The sequence below is a fragment of the Micromonospora sp. WMMD734 genome (assembly GCF_049178975.1).
GTDB classification, from domain to species: Bacteria; Actinomycetota; Actinomycetes; order Mycobacteriales; family Micromonosporaceae; genus Micromonospora; species Micromonospora wenchangensis.
In genome coordinates this window covers 5,320,441-5,340,419 of the sequence record NZ_JBMHMK010000001.1, presented here as the reverse complement: position 1 = coordinate 5,340,419, position 19,979 = coordinate 5,320,441, and the positions used below count along the sequence as shown (strand labels likewise).

Below are 19,979 nucleotides of genomic sequence, written 5' to 3'. Positions count from 1 at the left end.
CAGCATCTGCGATGACCGAACTCAAGTTGCCGTCGATCGACTACGCGGCGATCGCCCCGATCCTGATCATGCTGGGGGTCGCCCTGCTCGGTGTCCTGGTGGAGGCGTTCGTACCGCGCCGCCGCCGGCACCTGGTGCAGCTGACGCTGTCCCTGGTGGCGGTGCTCGCCGCGTTGGTGATGGTGGTGCTCAGCGCCGACGCCCGGCTGGTGACGGCGGGCGGGGCACTGGCGGTGGACGGCCCCACCCTGTTCCTGCAGGGCACCATCCTGGTGCTCGCCGCGATGGCGTTGCTGCTGATCGGCGAGCGGTCGGTGGAGCGCGGCGGCGCGTTCGTCGCCCAGGCGGCGGTGACCGCCGAGTCGGCCGACGACCGGAAGCAGGCCGAGGGACGCAACGGGGCGACCGAGGTCTACCCGCTGACCAGCTTCGCGATCGGCGGCATGCTGATCTTCGTGGCGGCGAACGACCTGCTGACCATGTTCATCGCGCTGGAGGTCTTCTCCCTGCCGCTCTACCTGCTCTGCGCGTTGGCCCGTCGCCGGCGGCTGCTGAGCCAGGAAGCGGCCATGAAGTACTTCCTGCTCGGCGCGTACGCCTCGGCGTTCTTCCTGTTCGGCGTGGCGCTGGTGTACGGCTTCACCGCCGGCATCCCGGGCCGGTCCGCAGGCGTCGACTTCGCCACCGTGCACGCCGCGGTGAAGGAGTCCCCGTCCAGCGAGGTGCTGCTGTTCGCCGGGATGGCGCTGATCGCCATCGGCCTGCTGTTCAAGGCCGCCGCCGCCCCGTTCCACGTCTGGACCCCGGACGTCTACCAGGGCGCGCCCACCCCGGTCACCGGCTTCATGGCGGCCTGCACGAAGGTGGCCGCGTTCGGTGCCCTGCTGCGGGTCTTCCACGTGGCGTTCGACCAGGCGGCCTGGGACTTCACCCCGGTCCTCGGGGTGGTGGCGGTGCTCACCATGCTGATCGGCGCGGTGCTGGCGGTCACCCAGACCGACATCAAGCGGCTGCTGGCGTACTCGTCGATCGCCAACGCCGGGTACCTGCTCGTCGGGGTGCTCGCCCCGACCGGCGCGGGCGTCTCCGGCACGATGTTCTACCTGGCCGCGTACGGCTTCTCGGTGCTCGCCGCGTTCGCCGTGGTGACCCTGGTCCGGGACGCCGACGGGGAGGCCACCCACCTGTCCCGCTGGGCCGGGCTGGGCCGCCGTTCGCCGTTCTACGCCGGGGTCTTCACCTTCATCCTGCTGGCCTTCGCCGGTATCCCGTTGACCAGCGGCTTCATGAGCAAGTTCGCGGTCTTCGGCCCGGCTCTGGAGAGCGGGCACGCCTGGCTGGTGGTGGCCGGTGTGCTGACCAGCATGGTGCTGGCCTTCCCGTACCTGCGGGTCGTGGTGATGATGTGGCTCTCCGAGCCGGGCGAGAGCACCCCGACCGTCGCGGTGCCGGGCGGCCTGACCGCCACCGCGCTGATGATCGGGGTGGCCGCCACCCTGATCCTCGGCGTGCTGCCGGCGCCTCTGCTCGATCTGGCGACGGACGCGGCGGCATTCGTCAGGTGATCCGTCCGGTACGCCCGTGGGGCCGGTACGCGCAGGCGTGCCGGCCCCACGGCCGTATCCCCCGTCCGGAGCAGGTCGAACGGGTGTGGCATGGTTGATGGCGTGGTGAATCCGGCGGGGGAGCGTTCAGGTGCCGTCGGCTCCGGTGGTCGTCGGGGCCGGGCGGGCACGGGTCAGGTCGGCGCACTCGGCGTGCACCTGGCCGATCCACGGGTCGAGGCGTCCGTGCTGGGCCTGCTGGACGACGTCGAGGTGGAGTTGCGGGCCAACGTGTCCAGCGCCGACCCGCTCGTCACCGAGGCGGCCCGGCACCTGGTCGAGGCGGGCGGCAAGCGGTTCCGGCCGTTGCTGGTTGCACTGGGCGCGCAGTTCGGCGACCCGGCGGGCCCGCAGGTGGTGCCGGCGGCCGTGGTGATGGAGCTCACCCACCTGGCCACCCTCTACCACGACGACGTGATGGACGAGGCCGCCGTGCGGCGGGGCGCGCCCAGCGCGAACTCCCGCTGGACCAACTCGGTGGCCATCCTGGTCGGCGACTACCTCTTCGCGCGGGCCGCCGACATCGCTGCCGACCTCGGCCCCGAGGCGGTACGCCTCCAGGCGCGCACCTTCGCCCGGCTCGTGCACGGGCAGATCGCCGAGACCGTCGGCCCCCGCACGCAGGACCCGGTCGACCACTACCTCCGGGTGATCGCCGACAAGACGGGTTCGCTGATCGCCACCTCGGCCCGGTTCGGCGGCATGTTCGGCGGGGCGACCGGGGAACACACCGAGGCCCTGGCCGGCTACGGCGAGACCATCGGGGTCGCCTTCCAGCTCTCCGACGACCTGCTCGACATCGCCTCCGAGTCGGTGCAGTCGGGCAAGACACCTGGCACCGACCTGCGGGAGGGGGTGCCGACCCTGCCGGTGCTCTACGCGCTGGCCGGTGACGACTCCGACGCGGCGTCGGTGCGGCTGCGGGAGATCCTGGCCACCGGCCCGCTGGTCGACGACGCGCTGCACGCCGAGGCGCTCGGCCTGCTCCGGGAGTCCCCGGCGCTCAAGCGGGCCCGGGAGACCGTCCGCAGCTACGCCGAGGACGCCCGCGCCCAGTTGACACCGCTGCCCCGGATTCCGGCCCGGCAGGCGCTGGAGTCGCTCTGCGATTACATCGCCGACCGCACCAGCTGAACCCCGCGCCACCCGGCTCCGGCCCGCTCAGGGCGTCGCGGAGCGGCGCAGCAACCGGCTGCCGGTGAGCATGAGGACGGCGGCGAGGAGCATGGCGACCCCGGCGGTCAGCCACATCACCGGGTAGCCGCCGGTCCCGGCGAGCGCACCGAGCCCGAGCGGGCCGAGGCAGCCGCCGGCGTACACCCCGGTCTGGGTGATCGAGGTGGCGGCGGCCGGGGCCTGCGGGTGCAGCCGGACCACCGCGAAGTTCAGCAGGCCGGGCCACGCCCAGCCCAACCCGAAGCCGAGCACCACCCCGACGGTCAGCGGCACCGCCCCGGCCACCGCCAGCAGCCCCAACCCGACGGCCCCGACCACCAGCATCGCGGCGATCAACGCGACGTGACCGGTGTCCCGCCGGTCGGCCAGCCAGCCGACGCCGATCCGGGCCGCCACGCAGACCGCGCCGCCCAGGGTGAGCACCAGTCCGGCCGGGCCGGGGGCGAGGCCCCGGTGCACCGACGAGTCGACCACGAACGTGCCCAGCGCGTTGGCGGCCCCCGCCGCGAGGGTGGCCGCCACGCCGACCACCACCAGCGCCGTGGTGGCCCCGCCGCCGCGTTCCGCCGCACGTTCCCGTACCGGTCCGGCCGGCTGCGGGGGTACGGCCGGCAGCGCGGCCAACGCGGCCCCGGCGGCGGCCACGAACGCCCAGCGCCAGCCGGCGGTGAGGGCGATCGCCGGCACCGCCGCACCGGCCAGCAGGGTGGAGGCGGGGATGGCGGCCTGCTTCACCCCGAACGACAGGCCCTGCCGCCGGGCGGGCACGTGCCGGGCCAGCGCGGCGTTGCTGGCGAGTTGACCGAGCGCGTTGGCGGCGGCGCTGAGCGCGAGCAGGCCGAGCAGCACCGGGTACGAGCGGGCCAGCCCGGCGATGGCGAGCAGGCAGCCGGCGGCGAGTCCGACGGCGGCGCGGGCCACCACGGCCGGGCCGACCCGCTCCACCAGCCGGCCCGACGGCACTGCGGCGAGCGCGCTGACGCCGAAGTAGACCGATACGGCCAGCCCCAGCCCGGCGGGGGAGAAGCCCAGATCGTCGCCCATCTGCACGGCGAGCCCGCCGACCAGGAAGACCGGCAGGACGCTGGCGATGGTGGTGGCGACCGCCCCGCTGCCGGCCCGCAGGGGGCGTACGGCCGGCGTACGGCTGGGGGCGGTGTGGGTCATCGTGGGCCCAACCTACGCGAGTCGTGTTCCTGACAACGCTCGGCGTGTCGCCTGGGAACCCGCCGTATACCGCCTGATCTGGCATCCACCACCCGAACGGGCGTTCCGTCTCGGCCGGGTTTTTCATATGGTGTAAGTCCCCGGCTGCGGAGGTGGTTGTGCGTGACCCCCTGGCGGAACCTTCGGATCTGATCCGAAGTGTGTCCCGCGCGCTACGCGTGCTCGAGTCGGTCGGTCGTGCCCCGAAGGGCCTGACCGTCAAGCAGATCGCCCGGCGGTGCGAGCTGACCGTCGCCACCACCTACCACCTGGTGCGCACCCTGGCCTACGAGGGTTACGTGATCCGGCGGGAGGACGGCACCTACATCGTCGGCCTGGAGATCGCCGACCGGTACCGGGAACTGGTCACCGCGTTCCGGGGCCCGGCGGCGGTCGGCGAGTCGCTGCGGCGGGCCGCCGTCGACACCGGGTGGAGTCACTACCTGGGCCGGTTCGTCGGCGGTCAGGTGGCGGTCACCGCCGTCGCCGAGGGGGCCCGCTCGCCGTACCTGGAGGACATGGTCCCCGGCTTCGACGAGGGTGCGCACGCCACCGCCCTGGGCAAGGCGCTGCTGGCCACCCTCACCACCGAGCAGCGCCTGCGCTACCTGCGCGACTACGGCATGCGGCCGTTCACCACCGCCACCCTCACCAGTCCCGAGGCGTTCGAGGCGGATCTGGCCGCCGGTGACCGGCGGGGCATGCAGTTGGAGCTGGGGCAGTTCCGGCAGGGGGTGGCGTGCGCCGCCGTCCTGGTCACCCCGGACAAGGACATGGAACGACGGGTGGTGCTGGCCTGCGCCCTGCCGGCCAGCGAGATGATGACCTCCGCCCGGGTGGTGCGCGCCAAGCTGCTCACCGCCGCCCGTGCGGTCGCCGACGGCATCGCCGCCGACCTCTGACCCCGTCCGGCGGCGCGCAGGCGGAGGCCCCGGCCCGGCGTACGGGCGAAGGCCCCCTCCCGGACCGCAGCGGAAGAGGGCCTTCGCGGCCGGCCCGGCGGGGCCGACCCTGGACGCGCGTCAGCTGCCGATCGGGCCGCCGTCGAGCCGCCAGGTGACCACCACGCCTGGCTTGGCGTAGTCGCCGTCCGGCCAGGTCGACGCCGGCTTCTCCACCGACGCGCCGGTGATCTCACCGGGGTGCTGCACGGCCACGAACACCGACCGGTTGTCGCCGGTGATGAACGGCCCGCAGGTCTCCGCACCCAGCGGCACGGTGAGGAACTGCTTCAGGTGCCCCCGCTCCGGCCCCTCGACGGCGGTGGCGAACAGGCCGTCGTTGCTGCCCAACGCGTTGCCATCGGTCGAGATCCAGAGGTTGCCGGTGGCGTCGAAGGCGACGTTGTCCGGGCAGGAGATCGGCGAGACCTTCGTCTTGTCGTACCCGGCGAAGTAGGTCGACGGGTCGGCCGGGTCACCGGCGACGATCGGCAGCGACCAGGTGAAGGACTCCGCCGTGTTGTCGCCCCGGTCCTCGACCAGCTCCAGGATCTGCCCGTGCTTGTTGAGGTTGCGCGGGTTGATCTCGTCGGCTGCCGGCTTGCCCGCCTTGCCCCGGTCGGAATTGTTGGTCAGTGCCACGTACACCTTGCCGGTGAGCAGGCTCGGCTCGACGTCCTCCGGCCGGTCCATCTTCGTCGCGCCGACCTTGTCCCCGGCGAGCCGGGTGAAGGTGAGCACGTCGGCGGCGGTCATCCCGTCGACGAAACTGCGGTTGCCGCTGACCAGCCTGATCCACCGGCCGGTGCCGTTGAACGCGCCGTCGGCGGGTAGCTTGCCCGAGCCGTCGATCTCGGCGGCGCTGGTCTGGTTGAACTGCGCCACGTACAGGGTGCCCGACTCCAGCAGGGTCAGGTTGTTCTTGCGGGCCACCCAGGAGTCCCCGGGCATGAACTTCTTGTCGGAGACGAACTTGTAGAGGTAGTCGAAGCGCTCGTCGTCGCCCATGTACGCGACCACCCGCTTGTCGCGGGCCACGATCACGTTGGCGCCCTCGTGCTTGAACCGGCCCAGCGCGGTGTGCTTACGCGGGCGGCTCTCCGGGTCGAACGGGTCGATCTCGACGATCCACCCGAACCGGTGCGCCTCGTTGGGGTTCTTGGCCAGGTCGAACCGCTCGTCGGCCCGCTCCCATTTGCGGCTGCCGCTCGGGTAGCGGGCGGTCGTGGTGATGCCGTACCTGTCGAACTTCGGCTTCAGCTCGGCGGGCGCGGCGTCGGCCCCGACGAAGTACTGGTTGAAGTTCTCCTCGCCGGAGAGCACCGTCCCCCAGGGGGTGACCCCACCGGCGCAGTTGTTCAGGGTGCCGACCACCGTGCGGCCCTTCGGGTCGGCGGCGGTCCGCAGCCACGCCGAGCCGGCGGCCGGGCCGGTCAGCTCGAACTTCGTGGCCAGCGCGGTGACCCGCCGGTTGTACGGCCGCCGGCCCTGACCCACCGGCCGCCACTGCCCGGTGCCGTCGACCCGCTCCAGTTCCACCACGGACATGCCGTGCGCGGCCATCGCGGTGCGCAGCTGCTCGACGGTGAGGTTGTCCAGGCCGGTGAAGCCGGGGAACATCAGGTCCTCGTTGGTGTACTCGTGGTTGACCACGAGCAGCGCCCGCCTGCCCCGCCGGTCCAGCGGCAGCACCCCGACGAAGTCGTTGTTGTAGCCGAACTGCTTGGCCTGAGCGGCGGCGGTCTGCCCGTGCAGGTCGAACCGGGGCGCACCGGGCAGCACCGGGTCGCCCCAGCGGATGACCACGTGGTGGTCGTACCCGTTGGGGACGACCAGGGTGTCGAGCTGGTTCGGCGGGATCGGCTTGAAGGTCAGCGCGCCGCTGCCGACGCCGCGCTGCGGCGCGGTCGGATCGGCCACCTCCGGCACCACCGGGGTGGCCGGTGCGGCACCGGCCGGGGCGGCCCCGGCCAGCGCACCGGCGGCGGCACCGCCGAAGCCGAGCACCAGCGCGCCCACCGCACCCGCCCGGACCACACCCCGCCGGGTCACCTCCCCCTCGACCAGGTCGCCGAAGTAGGTGTTGTCGGAGGTGTTGGGTACCGGGTGGTCACAGGCGTTGCCGCAGCGGTACAGGCAGGTCATCGCATCGCGGCTGCCGTGCCGGGTGGTGCCGAGCAGCGGGAGCAGCCGGGGACGGTCGCTCATGGAAGGGAGCCTCCTGGAAGCAGGTCGGTGGCACGCCGTTTTTACCTGCGCGACGTGCGTACCGGGCGGACGCTGCCAGGACGGGGTGAGCGGCCACCGGACGCGGTGTGAACCGGATGTGAACAGCAGTCACCGCTGAACCGATCGGGGTCACGGCGCGTAATAACCGGCGGACACGTTCGCCGGACCTGTCGGGCGGGAAGCGAGGGGATCACCATCAGCGACCACGACGCCCAACTGCTGCGCGCCCTGCACGACGAGCACGCCGAGGCGCTCTACGCGCACGCGCTGCGGCTGGTCAACGGGGACCGCACCCGGGCCGAGGACCTGGTGCAGGAGACCCTGCTGCGGGCCTGGCGGCATCCCGAGGCGCTGGACCCGCGTCGCGGCTCGGTCCGCGCGTGGCTTTTCACCACCGCCCGCAACCTGGCGATCGACGCCTGGCGGCGCCGGTCGACCCGGGTCGGCGAGGTGTTCACCGACGACCTGCCCGAGCCACCCGAGACGGTCGACGAGGCGGAGCGCGCGGTCGAGGCCTGGACCATCGCCGAGGCGCTGAACCGGCTCAGCCCCACCCACCGGGAGGTGCTGGTCGAGTGCTTCTACCAGGGCCGTTCGGTGGCCGAGGCGGCGGCCCGGCTGGGGGTGCCACCGGGAACGGTCAAGTCCCGCACCCACTACGCGCTGCGTTCACTACGGTTGGCGCTGGCCGAGATGGGGGTGACCGGATGACCCGCTGCGAGTTCGCACACGACGACGGCGCGTACGTGCTGGGTGCGCTCGCCCCCGCCGACCGGGCCGCCTACGAGCGGCACCTGGCCGGGTGCGCGGCGTGCCGGGACGCAGTGGCCGAGATCGCCGTGCTGCCGGGCCTGCTGGGCCGGCTCGACCCGACCACGCTGGAGGAGTTCCTCCCGCCACCGCCCGAGGTCAGCCGGGTGCCCGACCTGATCGCCACCGCCCGGGACCGCCGCCGCCGCGAGCGGACCCGCAACCGCCGCCGGTACGCGGTGACCGCCCTCGTCGCCGCCGGGTTCGCCCTGGTGCTGGGCGTCGCCGGGGCGTCCGCCCTGCGGCCGGCCCCGACGCCCGCGCCGACCACCCAGGCGGTACGGATGGTGTCGATGGCGCCGGTCGCGGCCAAGACCCCGGCGGTGCACGCCGAGATCGGGCTGAGCGGCACCAAGTGGGGCACCGAGGTCACCATGCACTGCGGGTACGACGCGACGGCGGGCTACGGCAAGGCGTACACGTTCCGGCTGGTGGCCCGGGGGCCGGACGACGCGACCGAGCAGATCGCCTCCTGGCTGGCCGCCCCCGGCGACGACGTGAACCTGCGCGGGGCGACCCGGTTCACCGACGCCGAACTGGTCCGCCTCGAACTGCTACGCGCCGACGGGACGCTGGTGCTCAGCTACGACGTCCGCTGAGCCCCGGGGGCCGCGCGGCGGCCGGGAGGCTCAGTGGGCGGTGGCGGGTAGCGGCGCGGCGGCGCGGGCGGCGGCCCGGGTGCGTCGGCCGTTGCGCAGCGCGTCCAGACTGAAGATCACCAGGGCCAGCCAGACCAGGGCGAAACCGGCCAGCCGGGCCGGCGGCATCGGCTCGTGGAAGATCAGCACGCCGCAGCCGAGCTGGAGGACCGGGGCCACGTACTGGAGCATGCCGAGCGCGGTCAGCGGCAGCCGGTTGGCCGCGCCCGCGAACAGCAGCAGCGGGACGGCCGTCACCGCCCCGGCCGCCACCAGCAGCGCGGTGTGCCCGGCCGAGACCCCGCCGAACGTCGACCCGCCCCGGCTCGCCAACCAGCCCAGGTAGCCCAGGGCGGGCAGCGCCAGCACCGCCGACTCGACGAACAGCCCCTCCGCCGCCGGCAGCCCGAGCCGCTTCTTGGCCAACCCGTAGCCGGCGAAGCTGGCCGCCAGGATCAACGCCAGGTAGGGCAGCCGGCCGTAGTCGACGGTGAGCACCGCGACCGCCGCCGCGCCCACCCCGAGCGCCACCCACTGCGCCGGGCGCAGCCGCTCCCGCAGCACCAGCACCCCGAGCAGCACCGACACCAGCGGGTTGATGAAGTAGCCGAGGGCGGTCTCCACCACCCGGGCGGAGTTCACCCCGTAGATGTAGGTGCCCCAGTTCACCGCGATCAGCGCCGCCGCGACGACGATCCCGGCAAGCGTCCGGGGGCGGCGGGCCAGCGACCGCAGGAAGCCGACGTTGCGCAGGGCGGCGAGCAGCAGCGCGACGAACACCACCGACCAGATGATCCGGTGGGCGAGGATCTCCATCGGCCCGGCCGGCTGGAGCAACTTCAGGTAGATCGGGATGAAACCCCAGATCAGGTACGCACCAAAGCCGTAGAGGTAGCCGAGCCGCAGCGGAGTCACGATCCCACCGTAAGGGGTAAGGCCGGATCAGGCTCCTTTCCGGTGAGCGGGGTCACCGCTCGTTCACCCACTCCATCCACCCGTCCGGGGGCGCGGGGGTGAAGCCCAGCTTCGCGTACACCCCGTGGGCGTCGGCGGTCGACAACGCGATCCGGCGTACGCCGTACCCGGCGAGGTGGTCGCGGATCGAGCCGGCCAGCCAGGTGCCCAGGCCGCGCCCCCGCGCCTGCGGGTCGACGTAGAGGTCGCAGAGCCAGCCGAAGGTGGCCCGGTCGATGCGCTCCGGGTCGGTGTCGAGCTGCCAGCCGTCGGGGTGGGTCAACGAGAACACCCCGCCACGCTAACCCCGCCCGAGGGCTGTCCCGCCAGCCAATTCCCGTCCGCTGGCCGCGCCGCCAGCCAATGTCCGTCCGGTGGCCGGCCTGGCGGGGCGACATCGGCCGGCCACCGCCCCGCTGGAGCGGCGGCCGGCCCCCGGGTCAGTCGCGGTCGAGGATCGCCCCGAGGATCCAGGTCACGATGCCGACCAGGAGCGCGCCCAGCACCGCCTCGGGCCAGAACCCGTCCACGTGGAACGGCAGGTCCGCCTGGCCGGCGATCCAGCTGGTGAGCAGGAACAGCAGCCCGTTGACGACCAGGGCGATCAGCCCGAGGGTGAGCAGGTAGAAGCCGCAGCCGACGGTCTTGATGATCGGCTGGAGCACCGCGTTCACCACACCGAAGATCACCGAGACCAGCACCAGGGTGACGACCGCCTCGCCGGCCGAGCCGGTGTCGAGCGTGATACCGGGGATGAGCAGCGTCGCCAGCCAGAAGGCGACCACCGTGGAACCCAGCCGGATCAGAAGGCCCTTCAGAAAATCCATGGCCGGGATCGTGTCACGTGCGGTCCAGCCAGGGAAACCACCGTGGCTCCTGCGGTCAGCGCCGACCGGGCCGACCGACCAGTTGCGACTCGATCGGGGTGGGCGAGAGCAGCGCCCACCGCAGCGCCCGACGGTTGACCACCGCGACCATGTCGTCCCGGATGCGGGTCAACCACTCCGCCGCGCCACCCAACCCCAGCGCGGTGCCGGCCAGGGCGGCCTCCGACGGGTCGAGGGGTTGCAGCACCGCCAGGTCGGCCCGGCCGAGGGTGTCGACGTCCGCCGGGGTCAACCCGTCCCGGACCACCAGGGTGGAGACCCATCCCGCCCCGGGTGGCGGTTCGCCGGCCGCCGTACCCGCGTCGGCCACCACCAGCAGCGGACGCAGCGGGGAACCGGTGACGCCGACCGCCCGCCCGGTGGGGACCACCACCACCCCGCCCTGCTGCCCGCCGACCCCGCGGACGAACGGCTCCCAGGCCCGTGGCCGGCCGGTCTGCACCAGTACCCCGGCCCCGAGCGCCAACGCCCGCAGCACCAGCAACTGAGCCGCCGCCAGCCCGCCGACCAGCACCAGCCGGGTGCCCTCGGCGCGGAACAGCCGGACGGTCACCGCACCGCCGTGCCGGTTGGCCCCCACCATCAGCCCCGCCCCGCCGAGGGTCAGCTCCGGCGGCTCGACAGCCGGCGTGACCACCCCGGGCACCGCCAACGGCAACGTGGCGGCCAGGCCGGGCAACTGCGCGCCGTCGAGCCGGTGCAGCTCACTACCGGCGTCGGCGACGATCCGGCACAACCCCTCGGCAGCGTGTTGCAGTGCGGCCGGTGTGGCGGCGGCCAACCGTACCGTCAGGCACGTCGGTGGTGCGGTGTCGCCGGCCTGCGGACCGGCACCGAGTGAGACGGTGGTGGCGGTCGCCGGCAGGGCCAACAGCCGGGACACCAACCGGCGACCCGGATCGACCCGGGCGTCCGGCCAACGGACCAGCCGGAAGGTTGCCTGGTGCTGGTCGCCGGCGCACACCGTCGACCAGCTCTCGCGCACCGGCCGGCCGGGGTCGTGGTGGGCGAGTTCGGCAAGCACCCGCAGCGCTGCCGGCCCGCCCAGCGGACGGGCCGGCAGCGGCCCCACCCGGCGGACGATCCGACGCACCGTGCCGGCCAGCGCCCGGCGCAGGTCCGCGTCGGACCAGCCGGACGCCCGCATCACCCGGACGGCGAGCAGGGCCCGCTCCTGGCCCGGCAGCCGTCCCTCGGTCAACTGGCGGTACGACGTGCCGGCCGCGCCGCCGACCTCCGCCGCCGGGGCCGGCACGACGTGCAGCAACACCTGCACCCGTACCGGTGGTTGCTCCGGTCCGGCCGGGGGCAGCAGCGTGCCGGGTGCCGGCAGCGGGTGGGACCGGTCACCGAGCAGGTCGCCCGGATCGCCCAGGTCGAGCAGGACGGTCAGCCCGGTGGCGTCGTCGACCACCCCCGCCGGCCCGTCGGTCAACTCCACCCCGGCCAGTACGGCATCGGGAAGCAGCAGGTCCAGCAGGGCCTCCGGGACGGTGTCGGCGGCCAGGCCGTGCCGGCGGGTGAGGAACCCGGCGGTGGTGCCCCACCAGTCGAACAGCCACCGCCCGCGCCAGCGCCCCCAGCCGAGACCGGCCAGCACCACCGCACCGATCGCGGCGAGCACCGCCGGCACCGGCCCGCGACCGTAGGCGGCCACCGGCAGCGCCAGCGCGACCTGCGTGGCGACGACCTGACCGGGGTGTACGGCGGTGCCGGTGCGGGGTCGGGGCGGGCCCTCGGCGGTCCGCCGGAGCGGGCGGTCGGTCGTGCTCGCCGTCACCACATCTCCTCCGTGTGCCCGCCGGGTCGGTCGTCCCGGCTGCCCCCGGGCGTCCCGCCGCGAACGCCCGGCCGGGACCGGAACGCGACGGGAGTGTGACCCATCGTAGTGTTCCCGTCCGTGCGGTGGGGTCCTGCCGTTCCGGGGTCGGGGCACGTTGTCCACAGGGGAGGTGGACGGGGTAGCACATCGGCGACGGTGCGACTACCGTCAGCGACTGATTCGCCGACCAGGTCCGTCCGGTCCCCTGCCGACGGACGGTCCGTCCGCACAGGACGGCCAACGGTCGGCCCCGACCGGGGAGACGAGGTGACGTCCGGGTGTCCCAGACCCAGGCAGAAGCGGCGGTGATGCACCACACCGCCACCAGGTTCGAGCAGGTGGACCAGTCGTTGCAGGCCATGCTGACCGGCCTGATGGCCGAGCTGGAGGTGTTGCAGCAGGCCTGGCGGGGCGCCGGTGGGCGTTCCTTCGAGCAGGTCAAGCAGCAGTGGGGGCGGGACCAGGCCGCGCTGCAACGGGCCCTGCGGGAAACCGCCACGGCCCTGCGTACCGCCGGCCGCCAGTACGACGTCTCGGACACCGAGGCCGCCGGCCGGGTCGCCGGCACCAGTCGCGGCATCCAACTGCCGCTCTAGCCACATCCACATCCCGGGGAGGAACGATCCGATGGACCATGGCGTGCTGGTCGTCAACTTCGCCGCGCTGCACCAGGCCGGCGCGGACATCCAGAAGGCACTGAACACCCTCGACGCGCAGCTCGGCCAGCTGGAACGGGACGCCGCCCCACTGGTCGCCGGCTGGGACGGCGAGGCCCGCCGGGCGTACGAGCAGCGGCAGTCGCGGTGGCGCTCCGCGTCGCAGGATCTCCAGGCGATGCTGCGGGACATCAAACTCGCCGTGGACGACTCCGCAGCCGACTACCTCGACACCGAGAAGCGCAACACCGGCCTGTTCCACTGACCCGGCCGCCCGGCGGTTCTGCGGCGGGCCGCGAAGCCCGGTCCGCCGGGCGGGCTCCCCGATGGTGACGCGGCCGGTGGTGCTCCGACGGCGACGCCCGGCCGGTCGACGGTCGGGCGTCGCCGTCAGGCCGGGCCGGCCGGGTGCCAGCGGCGGCGGACGCCCCGGGGGAGCACCACGGCCAACAGCACCGTCACCACCACCGTCCCGCCGACGGACGAGGCGACCAGCAGCGCCCGCTGCCGGGCCGCCGCCCGCCGGTGCGTCTGCGCCAGCAGCGCCGGGTCCGCCTGCGGCGTCGGCAGGACCGTCGTCGGGCGGGCGGCCGGCCGGGGAGCACCACCGGTCTCCACCACCGCCCGGTACGGGTTGAGCACGCCGGCACCGTAGCCGCCCTCCCGGCCACCCGGTGCCGGATCGGTGGTGCCGACGATCCGGCGGGCCACCCCGGCGGCGTCGAGGTCCGGCCGGTACTGCCGCAGCAGGGCGGCAGTGCCCGCCACGAACGGGGCGGCGTAACTGGTGCCCTCGGCCCGCTGGTGACCCTGCCCCGGCGCGGCCATCAGCACCTCGCCGCCCGGCGCGACCAGGTCGACGTACGGGCCGACCTGGGAGAACGGGGCGCGCACGCCGGTCGGGGTGACCGCGCCGACGCCGAGCACCCCGTCGTACGCCGCCGGATAGGGCAGCGGGTCCCCGCCGTCGTGCAGGTTGCCGGCAGCGGCCACCACGACCACGTCCCGCCGCAGCGCGTAGTCGACCGCGTCGCGAACGGCCGGGTTGTCGGCGTACAGGACGACGGAGAGGTTGAGCACGTCGGCGTCGTGGTCCACCGCCCACCGGACGGCCTGGGCGAAACCGGCGGCGCTGACCGTACGCCCCGACTCCCGACCCTCGACGACCTGCTGTTCGCTGACCCGTACCGGCAGGATGCGGGCACCGGGTGCGAGCCCCCGGAAGGCCACCCCGTTGGCCTCCCCGGCGGCGATGATGCTGGCCACCCCGGTGCCGTGGCCGGCGCAGTCCCGGGTGCCGTCGCCGCCCGGGTCGAGGAAGTCCGCCCCGTCGAGCACCCGCCCCCGCAGTTGGGGGTGCCGCCTGTCGACACCGGAGTCGACCACCGCCACGACGACGCCGGCACCGGTGGCCAGCGGGGCGAGCCGCTGCGGGGCGTACCGTCGCTGGGGCCACGGGGTGGCGGCGACCGGTCGGGCCGGCGCGGGCGACGTGACGCAGGAGGGGGCGGCGCTGGCCGGGGTGACCGACGCCACGACGGCCGTCGGGGGTGCGGCGAGCAGGGCCGCTGCCAGAGTGACGAACGCTCGTCGGCTGCCGGATCGGGTCATCGACCGCCTCCGTATCGTGTCGACTCCGCAACGGGATGTTAGCGCCCGGTCCGCTCCCAGGCCGGCCGCTGACCGACTTATCGTGATCTTGTTTTCACCTTGTAGGTTGTACGCGACGCCTGTGGCCTGATCCGGGAGGAGAGGTGGCCGTGACCGACTGGGAGCCGGCTACCGAGGCCGAGACGGCGATGCGGGACGCGCTGCACGCCGGTGACCAGGAGCTCTACTTCCGCATCCTGGCTGGTACGGAGCTTTTCCTCCCGGTCTCCGGCCAGGCCCTCGCCGGTGCGACACCGATGGGCTGGGGCACCTGGACGACCGGTGGCCGCACCCACGTGCTGGCCTTCACCTCGGCCGCCGCGATGCACGCCTGCCTCGGGTCCTCCGCCGGCCCCTACCGGCGCAGCCGCTACGCCGACCTGGCCGTCGAGTGGCCCAACCATGAGTGGTGGCTGGCGGTGAACCCCGGTCTGCCGGTCGAGGGTTACCTGCCCGCCTGGTTCGTCTCGCAGCTCTCCCGGGGGGACGTCCGGCTGCCCGGCCGCGCCCCGGTGGTGCGGTCCCAGCGGGAGTCCGACCAACCTCCGGTCCGTGGCGCGCCCGGCGGACCGGCCGATGTCGAGCCGACCGCCGACCTCTCCGCCGGCTGGTCCCAGCCCCGGCCGGCGTCGTCCGTCACCGCTCCACCCGCCGGGGGTGGTATCCGCCCGGCGACGGGCGCATCGCTGACCGATGAGCGGGGGCGTCCGGTCGTCCCGCCCGGTGGTGGCCCGCGCATCACCACCGCCGGCCCGCCCGAGCAGGGCCGCCCCGCCTTCCCCGAGCCCGGCACCGTGCCGGCGGCGACCAATGGCGGCTGGCCGGCGGTTCCCCGTCGCCGGCTGCTGGGCGAGGAGTCCGCCGGCCCGGCCAACGGGCGTACCTCGTTCTTCGAGCCGTCCAGTGCCCGGGGTGCCACCCGGTCGCCCCGGGACAATCCGCTGCGTTCGGGTGAGCGGGCGGCCCCACCGACCCGACCCGGGATGGGTGGTCAGCCCTTTCCCCGCCGCCGCCCGGCACCCAACCAGCCGGGCGAGGACGAGGCCACCCGCGCGTTCCGGATGACTGATCCGCCGGCCCGGTCCGGCCCCGGCAACGGGGCGTCACCGGCAGGCCGTTCCCCGGACCCGCTGGCCGAGGAGCCGACCCGGGCCTTCCGGGTGGAGCCGCCGGGTGGGGAGCCGACCCGGGCCTTCCACGTCGGCCCGGTGGCGGACGAGGCGACCCGGGCCTTCCGTACGCCACCACCGGCGGCGGAGGCCACCCAGGCGTTGCCCCGCCGGCAGCCCACCCCGGACGGGTCGCCCGGGGCACGCCAGCCCCGCCCGCCGACCGACCCGTTCGCCGTCCCACCTGCCGCGCCGACCGACCCGTTCGCCGTCCCACCTGCCGCGCCGACCGCTCCGGCCGGCCCCGCCCGGGGCGAGGCGGAGGAGGTGCCGCCCTCCGTCGCCGAGCCGGTCTCCGCGCCGCCGGTGTCCCGCCGGGGGTTCATGCCCATCGTGATAGAGGGTGTGATCCTGGAGTCCCGCGACCTCCCGGTCGCCCCCGCGCCCGCCCCGTCCGCCGCCCAGGGCTCGCTGTTCGTCCCCCCGGCGGCGTCCGCGCCGCCGGTCGTCCCGCCGCCGGCCGCCGCGCCGTTCGTTCCCCCCGCCGCCCCCGTGCCACCGCCGGTGCCGCCGTCGGCAGCCGCGCCCACGGCGACCCCGGTGCCGCCGGCCGGGGGGCCGGGTGCCGGGGACACGGTCAACGTGAACGGGACCGGTGGTCCGTTCGGCGCTCCCGCCCGCCCGCCCGCATCCGGGCCGGTCCACCCGCCGCCCGCCAGCCCGTCGCCTGCCGCCCCGCCGCCTGCCGCCCGGCCCCGTCCCGCCCCGGATGACCTGTGGACCCCGGCCGCCGAGCGGGCCGCCTCGAAGGCCCGGCCGGAGGTCGCGGCGGCCCCACCGGACGTGGCACCCCCGCCGGCCAGCGCGCCGACCGTCCACCCGCCCGCGCCGGCAGCGGACGCGCCGGTCACCCGGCCGGCTGGGGGAGCGCAGGCGTGGACCGCTCCGCCGGGTGACGCCGTACCGGCGGACAGCGCGCCCGCCGCCCCGACCCCGACCGGGGACGCTGCCCCTACCCCCACGGCCGGTGGCCCGGTCCGGACCGCCGCCGGGACGGCCCCGACGGCCACCGCGCCGGGAGCGGACCGTGCCGACCCACGTTCCACCCCGGTCGACCTGTGGACCCCCGCCGCCGAGCGGGCCGCGCAGACCTCCCCGGCGGCACCCGTCACCGAGCTGCCGACCACTACCGTGCCGGCCGCCACCGCGGGGCCGAGCGCCCCTGCCGGGCCTACCGCCACCGCCGTGCCGACAGCTTCTGCCGTGCCGACCTCCCCGGCGGCACCGGGCCCGGCCGGCGATCCGGCTCCGTTCGGCAGCGCGCCGCCCGGGAGCCCGTCGTCGACCGCCGGTGCGGATGTCGCGCCGCCGGTCGACGAGGCGTTCCTGCCGGCCAACGAGGTCGAGGAGAACCTGCTGGACGCGGTCGGCGTCGGCAGCACCGACGGTTTCCTGTCCACCCTGCTGCTGGCCCGGGTGCTGCTTCCGGTCAACCCCGACTCGGTGGCCGGCAGCCGCCCCGGCGAGCCCGGTTTCCAGTGGCGTACCGGGACGACCGACGGTGAGACGTACGTCGTGGTCTACACCTCACCGGAGCGGCTGGCCGAGCACGACGTGCTGCCGGTCGAGACGATCGAGGTGCGCTTCGTACAGTTGATCCGGCGGTGGCCGGACCCGAGCTGGGCGTTCGCCGTCAACCCGGGCACCCCGGTCGGGGCCAAGCTGCCCGGTGAGCAGATCGTGGCCCTGGCCAGCTGGGCGGCCGAGGTCGGGCTCGGTGACGAGGCGGACGTGGAACCGGTGGCCGCCGCCGAGGCACCTGCCGAACGCACCCGGTACGCCCCGCCGGTCACCGACCCGTCCCGTCCGGTGGTGATGCAGAAGGCGGTCGCCCCGAGCCAACTCGCCTACTACCTGGAACGCGGCTACGACCGGGTCTCCGGTTTCGTGCACCGGGCCGGCGAACTGGCCCACCTGACCACCCCGGCGGAACTGCACGACGCCCTGGGGCTGGGCTACCCGGACTCGCCGTTCGCCCGCGACGCCGAGGCCACCTACGTGCTGCGCTGGCCCGCGTACCGGCCGAGTCTCTACCGCATCCCGTACGGCGGGCAGAACGAGGCGGCGATGCGGGCCATGGAGGGCTGGGTGATCGAACGAGCGCCGTTCCGGGGCAACGGGTTCGCCCCCGGGGAGAGCAGCGACGTGGTGGCCGAGTTCAAGGTGGACAGCGCCCGGCTGCCGCACGGTGCACAGCTCTGGCGGATCGGCACGGAGGGCACCGAACGGGTGATCGCCGTCCTGGACACCGACGCGCTGGTCTGGCGACAGGTGGGGCAGGAGTGATGCGCGACGGCTACGTGGCCCGCTGGCAGGGGCGCGAGTACCAGGTCAGCCCGGACGGCGACCACGTACGCATCTACCAGCCGGAACCCGCCGACGGCTTCGAGGAGGTACGCCCCGGCCGGTACGTGCGGGTCGTGCCGGCCGGTGAGGTCGAGGACCTCGCATACGTGCGGACCACCTGCACCTGGCAGGGGCAGCCGTTCATCGTGCTCGGCGAGCACGACGGGTGGCTGCGGGTCGAGTACACGGGTGGTCGCTGGCCGGTGGCGCAGGCGATGGGGCTGGAGGTCTTCGACTTCGGCGTCTACCAGGGTTGGGCACCTGCCGCCGAGGTCGCCGACCTGCGCGAACAGCGGGTCTGACCGCCGGCCACGGCCCGGACGGGACAGCCGACGGGGGACCGTCGAGGTGGGCACGGGACGGTCAGGACTTGGTCCAGCGCAGGATCTCGCCGAGCACCAGGTCGCCGGCCTCCACGTGGGGGAAGTGGCCCACCCCGTCGAGCAGCCGCCACTCGTAGGGGGCGCTGACGTACCGGCCGGAGCCCTGCGCGGTGCGCGGCAGGGACGCGACGTCGACCGCCCCGTGTAGCTGGAGGGTGGGGGTGACCAGGGGCTTCTGCATCAGCCGGACGAACCGGTAGCCGTGCAGCCGCAGCACCGAGCGGAAGGCCCACCGGTAGCCCTCCAGCGCGCAGAAGGCGGCCTGCGGGATGAGCATCGCCTCCCGGCAGCGCTGCGCGTACCCGGCGAAGTCGGGGCCGGCGACCCAGCGGGGGCCGCCCCAACGGCTCAGCATCTGCTGCACCTCGGCGGCGTCGTTGCGGGTGAGCACGTGCTCGTACCGGGGGAACTGGAACTTCAGCGCCGGGGTGGAGGCGGCGAACTGGCCGCGCGGGTCGGCGAAGATGGCCGCGCGCAACCGCAGCGGGTGGGGCGCGCCGAGCACCACCAGCCGGCGGACCAGGGTGGGGTGGAACGAGGCGGCTGTCCAGCCGATCAGCCCGCCGGAGCCGGCACCGACCACGGTGGCCGAGCGTTCCCCGAGGGCACGGATCAGGCCGGCGACGTCGGCGGCGAGGGTGTAGCCGTCGTACCCCCGGGGTGGTTTGTCGCTGGCGCCGTAGCCGCGCAGGTCCACCGCGACGGCCCGGAAGCCGGCGTCGGCGATGGCGGGGAGCATCGTGTGCCAGGCCCACCAGTGCTCGGGGAAGCCGTGCAGGAAGAGCACCATCGGCCCGGTGCCCGCCTCGACGACGTGGAACCGGCTGCCGTTCGCGCCGACGAACCGGTGCGTCCACGGCCCCTCGGTGAGGACGCAGGACTCGTCGGTGGGCCCGCCACGCTGCTCGGTCATGGGCACAGCCTAGGACCTCGGTGCCTGTCGATCGCCCAGCCGACCCGGACCGGGCTGCGGCCCGCGACCCGGTCCGGTCCCGGCGGGCTGAGTGGACTCAGCGGACGACGCTGATCCGGACGACGCCGACCGGGGTGCCGGGCCCGCAGGCGGCGGGGGGCACGGCCGGGTCGACGGTGACCACGACGGTGCTGCCGGCGGCGACGGTGCCGAGGCCGGGGCCGTGCAGCGCGTACTCGTGGCCGTCGTCGGTGACCAGGCCGTAGCACGGGCCGTCGCCGCCCCGGGTGATCCTTCCGGCGAGCCGGTCCGGCCGGCGTCGGTCGGTGGGGTGTCGTGGGGGCGCGGTGGGCCGGCGCAGGGTGGGCGGCGGGTCGGCGGAGAGCGGTGCCGTCGGCCGGTCGGCGGGCGGGCCCGGCGTCGCCACGCGTTCGGCGGGCGTCGCCGCGCGGCCGGCCGGCGGTCGGGGGCCGGCGGGCGTCGCCGCGCGGCCGGCGGGCGGTCGGGGGTCGGCGGGCGGTGCCGGCAGGTCGGCCGGGGACCGGTGGTCGGCCGGCGGGTCGGTGGTCGGGGTCCGGTCGTCGGTCACGGTCGC

Annotated in this window: 18 protein-coding genes; 9 read left to right on the top strand and 9 right to left on the bottom strand. The window is 74.8% G+C overall.

Annotated elements, in window-relative coordinates:
* Nucleotides 1-11: 11 nt before the first annotated feature.
* Together nuoN and ACN267_RS22900 are read left to right on the top strand one after the other, a co-directional pair.
* A complete protein-coding gene (gene nuoN / locus ACN267_RS22905) occupies nt 12-1,565 on the top strand; it encodes an NADH-quinone oxidoreductase subunit NuoN (RefSeq protein WP_204958674.1) in 1,554 nt (517 codons plus the stop codon).
* Nucleotides 1,566-1,655: 90 nt separating this feature from the next.
* A complete protein-coding gene (locus ACN267_RS22900) occupies nt 1,656-2,738 on the top strand; it encodes a polyprenyl synthetase family protein (RefSeq protein WP_204958675.1) in 1,083 nt (360 codons plus the stop codon).
* A 27-nt stretch (nt 2,739-2,765) separates the two neighbouring features.
* Here ACN267_RS22900 and ACN267_RS22895 read toward each other — a convergent pair whose 3' ends face one another.
* On the bottom strand, nt 2,766-3,947 hold the full coding sequence (locus ACN267_RS22895; protein ID WP_421489620.1) for an MFS transporter: 1,182 nt from the start codon (nt 3,945-3,947) through the stop codon (nt 2,766-2,768).
* 158 nt (nt 3,948-4,105) lie between these two features.
* Here ACN267_RS22895 and ACN267_RS22890 point away from each other — a divergent pair, with 158 nt between their 5' ends.
* Nucleotides 4,106-4,888, top strand: coding sequence for an IclR family transcriptional regulator (locus ACN267_RS22890; protein ID WP_088646144.1), 783 nt, complete (start codon nt 4,106-4,108; stop codon nt 4,886-4,888).
* 120 nt (nt 4,889-5,008) lie between these two features.
* On the opposite strand, the gene ACN267_RS22885 is transcribed toward ACN267_RS22890, so the two are convergent.
* Entirely contained in the window at nt 5,009-7,135 is a 2,127-nt protein-coding gene (locus ACN267_RS22885) for a PhoX family protein (protein ID WP_421489619.1), read from the bottom strand.
* A gap of 237 nt (nt 7,136-7,372) precedes the next feature.
* Here ACN267_RS22885 and ACN267_RS22880 point away from each other — a divergent pair, with 237 nt between their 5' ends.
* Together ACN267_RS22880 and ACN267_RS22875 are read left to right on the top strand one after the other, a co-directional pair.
* A complete protein-coding gene (locus ACN267_RS22880; protein ID WP_239485433.1) occupies nt 7,373-7,867 on the top strand; it encodes a sigma-70 family RNA polymerase sigma factor in 495 nt (164 codons plus the stop codon).
* Entirely contained in the window at nt 7,864-8,565 is a 702-nt protein-coding gene (locus ACN267_RS22875; protein ID WP_204958678.1) for an anti-sigma factor family protein, read from the top strand. Before ACN267_RS22880 ends, ACN267_RS22875 begins: the two co-directional genes overlap by 4 nt.
* Nucleotides 8,566-8,595: 30 nt before the next feature.
* Here ACN267_RS22875 and rarD read toward each other — a convergent pair whose 3' ends face one another.
* The 4 genes from rarD to eccE all read right to left on the bottom strand — a co-directional run bounded on the left by rarD (nt 8,596) and on the right by eccE (nt 12,225).
* Entirely contained in the window at nt 8,596-9,519 is a 924-nt protein-coding gene (gene rarD, locus ACN267_RS22870) for an EamA family transporter RarD (RefSeq protein ID WP_088646140.1), read from the bottom strand.
* Nucleotides 9,520-9,571: 52 nt separating this feature from the next.
* On the bottom strand, nt 9,572-9,850 hold the full coding sequence (locus tag ACN267_RS22865) for a GNAT family N-acetyltransferase (protein WP_421489618.1): 279 nt from the start codon (nt 9,848-9,850) through the stop codon (nt 9,572-9,574).
* Nucleotides 9,851-9,998: 148 nt separating this feature from the next.
* The gene (locus ACN267_RS22860; protein WP_204958681.1) at nt 9,999-10,385 is read right to left on the bottom strand and encodes a phage holin family protein; all 387 of its coding nucleotides are present in this window, start codon (nt 10,383-10,385) and stop codon (nt 9,999-10,001) included.
* Between the two features lie 55 nt (nt 10,386-10,440).
* The gene (eccE, locus tag ACN267_RS22855) at nt 10,441-12,225 is read right to left on the bottom strand and encodes a type VII secretion protein EccE (RefSeq protein WP_421489617.1); all 1,785 of its coding nucleotides are present in this window, start codon (nt 12,223-12,225) and stop codon (nt 10,441-10,443) included.
* A gap of 320 nt (nt 12,226-12,545) precedes the next feature.
* Here eccE and ACN267_RS22850 point away from each other — a divergent pair, with 320 nt between their 5' ends.
* Entirely contained in the window at nt 12,546-12,863 is a 318-nt protein-coding gene (locus tag ACN267_RS22850; RefSeq protein ID WP_204958683.1) for a WXG100 family type VII secretion target, read from the top strand.
* 31 nt (nt 12,864-12,894) lie between these two features.
* Nucleotides 12,895-13,188 carry a WXG100 family type VII secretion target gene (locus ACN267_RS22845; RefSeq protein ID WP_204958684.1) on the top strand — a complete coding sequence of 98 codons (294 nt, stop codon included), beginning with the start codon at nt 12,895-12,897 and terminating at the stop codon, nt 13,186-13,188.
* Nucleotides 13,189-13,313: 125 nt separating this feature from the next.
* Here ACN267_RS22845 and mycP read toward each other — a convergent pair whose 3' ends face one another.
* On the bottom strand, nt 13,314-14,534 hold the full coding sequence (gene mycP, locus ACN267_RS22840; RefSeq protein WP_421489616.1) for a type VII secretion-associated serine protease mycosin: 1,221 nt from the start codon (nt 14,532-14,534) through the stop codon (nt 13,314-13,316).
* A gap of 149 nt (nt 14,535-14,683) precedes the next feature.
* On the opposite strand from mycP, the gene ACN267_RS22835 reads away from it, so the two are divergent.
* Together ACN267_RS22835 and ACN267_RS22830 are read left to right on the top strand one after the other, a co-directional pair.
* On the top strand, nt 14,684-18,028 hold the full coding sequence (locus ACN267_RS22835; protein ID WP_421489615.1) for an SseB family protein: 3,345 nt from the start codon (nt 14,684-14,686) through the stop codon (nt 18,026-18,028).
* Nucleotides 18,025-18,390 (top strand): hypothetical protein, encoded by a 366-nt coding sequence (locus ACN267_RS22830; RefSeq protein ID WP_204958686.1) that lies wholly within the window; start codon nt 18,025-18,027, stop codon nt 18,388-18,390. Before ACN267_RS22835 ends, ACN267_RS22830 begins: the two co-directional genes overlap by 4 nt.
* Before the next feature lie 61 nt (nt 18,391-18,451).
* Here ACN267_RS22830 and ACN267_RS22825 read toward each other — a convergent pair whose 3' ends face one another.
* The gene (locus ACN267_RS22825; RefSeq protein WP_204958687.1) at nt 18,452-19,384 is read right to left on the bottom strand and encodes an alpha/beta fold hydrolase; all 933 of its coding nucleotides are present in this window, start codon (nt 19,382-19,384) and stop codon (nt 18,452-18,454) included.
* Nucleotides 19,385-19,481: 97 nt separating this feature from the next.
* The gene (locus tag ACN267_RS22820; protein WP_204958688.1) at nt 19,482-19,973 is read right to left on the bottom strand and encodes a hypothetical protein; all 492 of its coding nucleotides are present in this window, start codon (nt 19,971-19,973) and stop codon (nt 19,482-19,484) included.
* Nucleotides 19,974-19,979 lie beyond the last annotated feature (6 nt).